The sequence below is a fragment of the Amycolatopsis sp. NPDC114484 genome, assembly GCF_055633755.1.
On the sequence record NZ_JBVKDQ010000007.1, the window covers coordinates 396,702 to 404,027 of the forward strand.

The 7,326-nt window shown below is 69.2% G+C and carries 7 protein-coding genes; 6 read left to right on the forward strand and 1 reads right to left on the reverse strand.

The genetic code is table 11. From position 1 onward, the window contains the following. Nucleotides 1-1,209, reverse strand: a complete 1,209-nt coding sequence (locus ACZ7SW_RS20395; RefSeq protein ID WP_470231984.1) for a cytochrome P450 — start codon at nt 1,207-1,209, stop codon at nt 1-3. A gap of 224 nt (nt 1,210-1,433) precedes the next feature. Between ACZ7SW_RS20395 and ACZ7SW_RS20400 the strand changes: the two genes are divergently transcribed. From ACZ7SW_RS20400 to ACZ7SW_RS20425, 6 genes are read left to right on the forward strand one after another with little or no spacing between them, the layout of a single operon-like run. Continuing rightward, entirely contained in the window at nt 1,434-2,885 is a 1,452-nt protein-coding gene (locus ACZ7SW_RS20400; protein ID WP_470231985.1) for a peptide MFS transporter, read from the forward strand. Between the two features lie 29 nt (nt 2,886-2,914). Further along, on the forward strand, nt 2,915-3,946 hold the full coding sequence (locus ACZ7SW_RS20405; RefSeq protein WP_470231986.1) for a methyltransferase: 1,032 nt from the start codon (nt 2,915-2,917) through the stop codon (nt 3,944-3,946). Nucleotides 3,947-3,992: 46 nt separating this feature from the next. Continuing rightward, on the forward strand, nt 3,993-4,313 hold the full coding sequence (locus tag ACZ7SW_RS20410) for a TcmI family type II polyketide cyclase (RefSeq protein WP_470231987.1): 321 nt from the start codon (nt 3,993-3,995) through the stop codon (nt 4,311-4,313). A 17-nt stretch (nt 4,314-4,330) separates the two neighbouring features. Next, nucleotides 4,331-4,762 carry a cupin domain-containing protein gene (locus ACZ7SW_RS20415; RefSeq protein ID WP_470231988.1) on the forward strand — a complete coding sequence of 144 codons (432 nt, stop codon included), beginning with the start codon at nt 4,331-4,333 and terminating at the stop codon, nt 4,760-4,762. Beyond that, nucleotides 4,759-6,027: a beta-ketoacyl-[acyl-carrier-protein] synthase family protein gene (locus ACZ7SW_RS20420; RefSeq protein ID WP_470231989.1), complete on the forward strand. Its 1,269-nt coding sequence runs from the start codon at nt 4,759-4,761 to the stop codon at nt 6,025-6,027. Before ACZ7SW_RS20415 ends, ACZ7SW_RS20420 begins: the two co-directional genes overlap by 4 nt. Further along, nucleotides 6,024-7,232 carry a ketosynthase chain-length factor gene (locus ACZ7SW_RS20425; RefSeq protein WP_470231990.1) on the forward strand — a complete coding sequence of 403 codons (1,209 nt, stop codon included), beginning with the start codon at nt 6,024-6,026 and terminating at the stop codon, nt 7,230-7,232. The genes ACZ7SW_RS20420 and ACZ7SW_RS20425 overlap by 4 nt, the downstream gene beginning before the upstream one ends. The last annotated feature ends 94 nt before the right edge of the window (nt 7,233-7,326 follow it).

Genomic DNA, 7,326 nt, shown 5'->3' on the forward strand with positions numbered 1-7,326 from the left:
TTACCAGGCGACGGGCAGTTCGGCGAGGCCGCGGAACAGACGGCCGGTGGTGAAGCGCAGTTCCTCCAGCGGTACGGCCAACCGCATCTCCGGCAGTGAGCGGGCCAAAGCGGCGAGCGCAGCACGCAGCTCCATCCGAGCCAGCATCGCTCCCAGGCAGTAGTGCGCGCCGTGGCCGAACGCGATGTGCGCCTGCGGACGACCGGGGCGGAATTCGCCGGGATCGGCGAACACCAGATCGTCCATGTTCGCCGAGCCTATCGCCGGCAGGACCCCCTCGCCCGCATGCACGAGGACCTCGCCGACTTCGATGTCGGCGGTCGCGATCCGGATCAGTCCGCCGCCGACGGTCAACGGGTTGAGCCGGAGCAGTTCCTCGACCATCGGCTCGACCAGCGCAGGCGACGCCGCCAGGTCGCGCAGCCGATCCGGGTGGCGGAGCAGGAACAGCGAGGCGAGGGCGATCTGGTTCGCCGTGGTGTGGAACCCGGCTGTCAGGAGCGTGCGGCCCAGCGCTACCAGTTCGTCGACGCTCAGGCTCTCGGACTCTCGCTGCGCGCAGACCAGTTCGCTGATCAGGTCATCGCCAGGTTCCCGGCCCTTGACCGCGACCAAGTGCAGGAAGTAGTCGTTGAGTTCTTCCCGCGCCGCTTGGACTTCTTCGGTTAGGTGCGCGGTCAACGACAGCACTGTGTCCGCTAACCGCTGGAAGCGGGAGCGTCCGTCTGTTGGTACGCCGAGCAAGTCGCAGATGACGCCGATCGGAAGCGGCATGGCCAATCCGGACACGAGGTCGGCTGTCGGGCCCGCCGATTTCAGTGCGTCGACGAGGTCGGCGGCGGTGCTGTCGATCTTCGGCCGCAGCGCGGTCATGCGGCGCGCCGAGAACGCGCGGGACACGAGCCTGCGCAGCCGGCTGTGTTCCGGTGGATCCATCGACAGCAGCGAGTTCGGATCGGGGGGCACCGGCTGCAGTCTGGGCGCGCCCGGCGCGGTCGCGGTCGCCCGGCTGAATCGCGGGTCGCCCAGCACCTGTTTGTTCTCTGCGTAGCCGGTCACCAGCCATGCCTGATCGCCCGACGGCAAACGTACCTTGGCCACCGGCCGCTCGGCCCGCAGCCGGGAGAATTCGGCCGCCGGTTCCCAGGGAGTCGTTGTGGGAAAAGGAAAAGCGAGCAATTCGTCCGACGCGGATGGTGTGGTTTCCACGGCCATGGTCCTCTCGTGGCGGATCGATGTCGTGGCCGATGGTGCAGTACCGCGTTTGAAGGCGGCTTGTGCCGTGGCCAAAGCGCTGCGGGGCAACCCCGGGCGGCACCGCGCCGGATTGGCACGGGGTCCGGCAACGCTGATCCCTCCAGCTCGGTTCCAGCCCGCTTTCAACCCGGGTCGGCACGATGGGAGGCACACCGGAATCCGATCTTGGAGGGGCGATGACGCGAACGGCCGATACCGCTCCGCCCGCTGTGCGGCGCTCGTGGTTCGTGTCGTTGTTCATGTTGGACATGTGGGAGCGCTTCAGCTTCTTCGGCATGGTCGCGATCCTCTACCTGTTCGCGGTGGACTCGCCCGGCCATGGCGGGCTCGGCCTGTCCGCGAGCACCGCCGGCGCGCTCGTCGCGACGTACATCGCGGGCGCTTTCGTCGCCGCGGTGCCGGGGGCGTGGCTCGGGGACCGGATTCTGGGCACCCGGCGGGCCTCGTTCTGGGGCGCGGTGGGCATCGCCGCCGGGCACCTGTGCCTGACCTTGCCGGCCATCGCGTCGTTCTACCTCGGCTTGCTGTTGATCGCCGCCGGGACCGGGCTGCTCAAACCGAACATGACGGCCCTGCTCGGCTCCTGCTACTCGCAACACGAGCAGGGACAACGGGAATCCGGCTTCTCGGTGTTCTACATGAGCATCCAGATCAGCGCGTTGCTCGCGCCGATCGTCACCGGGTTCCTCGGCGAGCGCATCGACTGGCACGTGGGATTCGGCGCGGCGGCGGCCGGGATGCTGATCGGCATTCTCTGCTTCCTGCGCGGCATCAGGAGGTTCGGCGACATCGGTGCCGTGCCTGCCGATCCGGCCGGGTCGCGGGTCCGGGCCCTGGCGGGCCGCCGAGCGGCGGTTGTCGTCGTGGCAGCGTGCGTGCTCATCGCGGTGGACGTCCTCCTTGGCGCGTTCCAGCCCCAGCACGTCATCGCGTTGGTGGGCCTGGCCGTTCTGGTGGTACCCGTGCTGGCCTTCCGGGCAATCCTGCGCCACCCGTCCACTTCCGACGCCGAACGGGTCCGGGTTCGCGGCTACCGCTGGATCTTCGGCTGCTCGGCGGTGTTCTGGGCACTGTCCAGCCAGTCCGCCACCGTGCTCACCATGTTCGTGCAACTCCACACCGATCGCGCGGCCTTCGGTGCGGTGGTGCCCGTCGGCTGGTTCCAGGCCCTGCATCCGCTCTTCGTATTGGCAGGAGCCCCGATCGCGGCCGCGCTGTGGTCACGGATGGGGCCCCGGGCAGGGGTCTCGTCGAAGTTTGCGGCGGGCCTGGCGCTGGCCGGCGCGGCTTACCTCGTGATGGCCGTCGCGGTGCTCACCGCGGACGGGCCGGTCGCGCCCGGTTGGCTCGTCGCCACCTATCTGCTCCAGTCCTTGGGTGAACTCGCCCTCGCGCCGATCGGCCTGGCTCTGACAGTCACCATCGCCCCGGCTGCTTTCAGCAGCCAGATGATGGGCGTGTGGTGGCTCTCGGCCGCGCTGGGCGCGGCTGTCGGCGGGCAGAGCGCCGGACTGTTCGGCGCACTGGGCGCGGCCGGCTACTTCGGACTGTTCGGCCTGGTGCCGATCGGCGTCGCCGCGGCGCTGATCGTCCTGCGCGCCCGGCTGGAGCGCTTGCTCGCGGTATGACCCGTCAGTTTTCCGACCGAGGAGTGTCCATGACCGTAACCACGTCCCAACCGACCGCCGCCGGACCGGCCGACATCTGGCGGTTAGGCATCTCGAACTTCGCCCGCCACACCGTTCTCGCCGCGGCCGAACTGGGACTCTTCGGCCTCTGCGACGACGAAGCCCTGACAGCGGAGGAGATCCGCGCTCGGCTCGGCCTGCATCCCCGTGGCACGGCCGACTTCCTCGACGCTCTCGTCGCGCTCGACACGTTGTCCCGTGTGGACGGTCGCTACCGGGCGACGCCGGCGGCGAGCCAGTTCCTGGACCAACGCAAGCCTTCGTACCTCGGCCGGTTCCTGCGGATGGCCGACACCAGATGGGCCAGGTTGGTCGAAGGGCTGCGCACGGGCGAGCCGCAGAACGGAACCCGCGATACGAGCGCCATGTTTACTGAGCAGTACCGTGACGACACAGCGACCTGGCGCTCGTATATGGTAGGGATGGACTACCTCACCGCGCCGCTGTCGGCGAAGCTCGCGGATGCGTTCGACTGGTCGCGGGTTCGCTCGTTCGTCGACCTCGGCGGCGGTCGCGGAACGGTGGCCGCGACCATTGCGGCCGCGCACCCGCATCTGCACGGCGGCGTGTTCGACCTGCCGCCCGTCCGCCCCGTGTTCGACGAACACATAGCCGGGACCGGTCTGGTCGACCGGATCTCGTTCCACAGCGGGAACTTCTTCAGCGACGACCTGCCGACGGCAGACGTGCTGGTGTTCGGCCACGTCCTGCACGACTGGGGGGAATCCGAGCGGAGGCAGCTGGTCGAGGCGGCGTTCCGCGCGCTGCCGCCGGGCGGCCACGTGCTGATCTACGACCCGATGATCGACGACGACCGGTCGCGTCGCGCGTCGAGCCTGCTCGTCAGCCTCAACATGCTCCTGGCCACCCCCGGGGGCAGCGAGTACACCGCAGCCGAGTGCGTCGAGTGGTTGTCCGGCGCGGGTTTCGCTGAGCCGCACGTGGTGGCCCTTGACGACCACGACTCGCTGGTCACCGCGCGAAAGCCGCTCGAGGACTGACCAGGCCCGCCTCGCCGGACCGACCGATTCCCTCAAGGAGGAACCCGTGCACCAGACGCTCATCGTCGCCCGGATGGACCCGGGCAACGCTCCCGCTGTGGCCGAGGCGTTTGGCCGATCGGACGCTTCCGAACTGCCCCGTCTGATCGGCGTGCACCGTCGAGTGCTGTTCGCGTTCCACGACCTGTACTTCCACCTCGTGCAGGCGGACGAGGACATCAGCGAGCGCCTTTACCAGGCCCGCAGCCACTCGCTCTACCAAGGACTCAACAGCGAACTGGGCCAGCTCATCACACCGTACGACCCGAACTGGAAAGAGCCGAAGGACGCCATGGCCAAGCCGTTCTACACGTGGCAGAGCCACTAGTCGACAGGGGGAACGCAGTGTCCGCAGACGACCGACCAGTCCGTGTCTCGTGGTCGGAGACCCCGAGCAACCGTCGCCGAGGCGGCGACGTCCGAGTGCTGCTGAGCCCGCGCACCGTCGCTGCGACGTCGGGGTTCATGGGCACCCTTGCCCTGGCTCCCGGCGAGTCGGTCACCGAGCACCTGCACCCGTACTCCGAAGAGTTCCTTTACGTCACCCGCGGAACCATCCACCTGCGGGCAGGCAACGACTGCGTACGCCTGGACGCGGGTGACGCCCTGATGGTGCCGATCGGTGTCCCGCATCGCGCCGAGAACCAGGGGACCAGCACCGCGCAGGCGGTGTTCCACCTCAGTCCGTTGGCTCCCAGCCCGGAACTGGGCCACGTGGACACCGAAGAGCTGGCCGACCCGCAGGCCCCGCACCCGTTCGCGGGCGGCGCGCAATGAGCGCCCGGCGGGTGGTGGTGACCGGGATCGGCGTGGTCGCGCCGGGCGGTGTCGGGGTGAAGGCGTTCTGGGATCAGCTCACCGCGGGCCGGACTGCCACCAGAGCCATTTCGCTGTTCGACGCGACCGGGTTCCGGTCGAGGATCGCGGCCGAGTGCGACTTCGACCCGCTGGCGGAGGGGCTGAGCCGCCAGGAGATCCGGAGGATGGACCGGGCGGCGCAGTTCGCGGTGGTGTCGGCCCGGGAAGCGCTGGCGGACAGCGGCTTGGCGTCCGATGTGCTGCCGGCGCACCGGACCGCCGTGAGCCTAGGCAGCGCGGTCGGCTGCACCATGGGCCTGGAAGAGGAATACCTGGTGCTGAGCAACGGCGGCCGGGACTGGCTGGTCGACCACAAGTACGCGGTTCCCCAGCTCTACGACTACATGGTGCCCAGCTCGCTGGCGGTCGAAGTGGCCTGGGCGGTCGGGGCCGAGGGTCCGGTCGCCCTGATCTCCAACGGGTGCACGTCCGGACTGGATTCCATCGGCCACGGAGCCGAACTGATCCGCGAGGGCAGTGCGGACGTGGTGCTCGCCGGAGCCACGGACGCGCCTATCTCGCCGATCACAGTCGGCTGCTTCGACGCGATCAAGGCGACCTCGCCCGCCAACGACGACGCCGAACACGCATCGAAACCGTTCGACCTCGACCGCGCCGGTTTCGTGCTCGGCGAGGGCGCGGCCGTGCTGGTGCTCGAGGAGGCCGAGCGTGCTCGCCGGCGAGGTGCTCCCGTATACGCGGAGATCGCCGGCTTCGCCGCGCGCAGCAACGCCTTCCACATGACCGGTCTCAAGCCGGACGGCAGGGAGATGGCCGAGGCGATCACGGCAGCGCTCGACCAGGCGTGCCTTGACCCGACCGCCGTCGACTACGTCAACGCCCACGGCTCGGGAACCCGCCAGAACGACCGCCACGAGACCGCGGCTTTCAAGACGAGCCTGGGCGATCATGCCTACCAAGTGCCCGTGAGTTCGATCAAATCCATGGTCGGCCACTCGCTCGGAGCGATCGGCTCGATCGAGGTGGCGGCGTGCGTGCTGGCGATCAAACACGACGTCGTGCCGCCGACCGCCAATCTCCGCACGCCCGATCCGGAGTGCGACCTGGACTACACGCCACTGCACGCACGTGACTGGCGGGTGGACGGTGTGCTCAGCGTCGGCAGCGGCTTCGGCGGCTTCCAGTCGGCCATGGTCGTGACTTCGCCCGGCGGTCACCGGTGATCGCGGCGGCTGTCACCGGGATCGGCGTGGTCGCGCCGACCGGGACCGGGCTGGAGGAGCACTGGGCTCAGGTGCTGGCGGGCCGGAGCGCGATCGCGCCCATTCAGCGGTTCGACGCGTCCGGTTACCCAGTCGCGCTGGCGGGCGAGGTCACCGGGTTCGTCACTGAGCGGGCCGTGCCGGACCGGCTCGTTCCGCAGACCGATCGCTGGACGCACCTCGGCCTGGCGGCCGTGGACCAGGCTCTCTCCGACGCAAAGGTGGTGCCCGCCGAGGTGCCGGAGTACGAGATGGCCGTGGTGACGGCCAGTTCGTCCGGTGGAACGGAATTCGGCCAGCGGGAGATCCAGTCGTTGTGGCGCAACGGGCCGACCGGGGTCGGTGCGTATCAGTCGATCGCCTGGTTCTACGCGGCCACCACCGGCCAGGTGTCCATTCGGCACGGGATGAGGGCCTCCTGCGGAGCGATCGCCGCGGAGCAGGCAGGCGGGCTGGATGCGATCGGCCAGGCCCGCCGGGTCCTCCGGTCGGGCGCGCGACTGGTGGTGACCGGTGGAACCGACGCCTCGCTGTGTCCGTACGGGCTCGTGGCGCAGATCTCGAACGGGCGGCTGTCCACCAGCAGAGACGCGGAGAGGGCCTATGCGCCTTTCGGGGCGGACGCTTCCGGTTATGTTCCCGGCGAAGGCGGTGCCATGTTCGTGCTGGAACCGGCTCGACCGGGTGCGCGGCGGTATGGCGTGATTTCCGGCTACGCGGCGACTTTCGACCCGCCGCCGGGATCCGGTCGACCGTCCCGTCTCGCCGCGGCGATCGAGGGCGCACTTGACGACGCCGGCCTGACACCAGCCGACGTGGACGTGCTTTTCGCCGATGCGGCGGGGGTCGTGGACCTCGACCGCACGGAGGCGGCGGCCATCGCCAAGGTGTTCGGACCGTATGGCATTCCGGTCACCGCCCCCAAGACCATGACCGGGCGGCTGTACGCGGGCGGCGCGGCGCTCGACCTGGCAACGGCGCTGCTTTCGCTGCGCGACAACGTGATCCCGCCGACCACGGGCGTGGACAAGCTCGCCGACGGGTGCGGGATCGACCTCGTCGGCCGACGGCCGAGAGAAGTGCCTCTCCGGGTCGCCGTGGTGGTAGCGCGTGGCTTCGGCGGCTTCAATGCCGCGTTGGTGGTGCGCAAGGACACCGAGCAGTGAGGAAAGACATCTCAGGTTCTTAAAAGTCAAGCCGCAGCAGTGAGCGGAGGTGGAAAGGCCTGATGTTCGTCGAAAGGTTGTCCTGTTTGGAGGC

Coding starts and splice junctions, on each gene's coding strand:
- ACZ7SW_RS20405 (WP_470231986.1), top strand. CDS start 2,915: ATGACCGTAACCACGTCCCAACCGACCGCCGCCGGACCGGCCGACATC.
- ACZ7SW_RS20420 (WP_470231989.1), top strand. CDS start 4,759: ATGAGCGCCCGGCGGGTGGTGGTGACCGGGATCGGCGTGGTCGCGCCG.
- ACZ7SW_RS20400 (WP_470231985.1), top strand. CDS start 1,434: ATGACGCGAACGGCCGATACCGCTCCGCCCGCTGTGCGGCGCTCGTGG.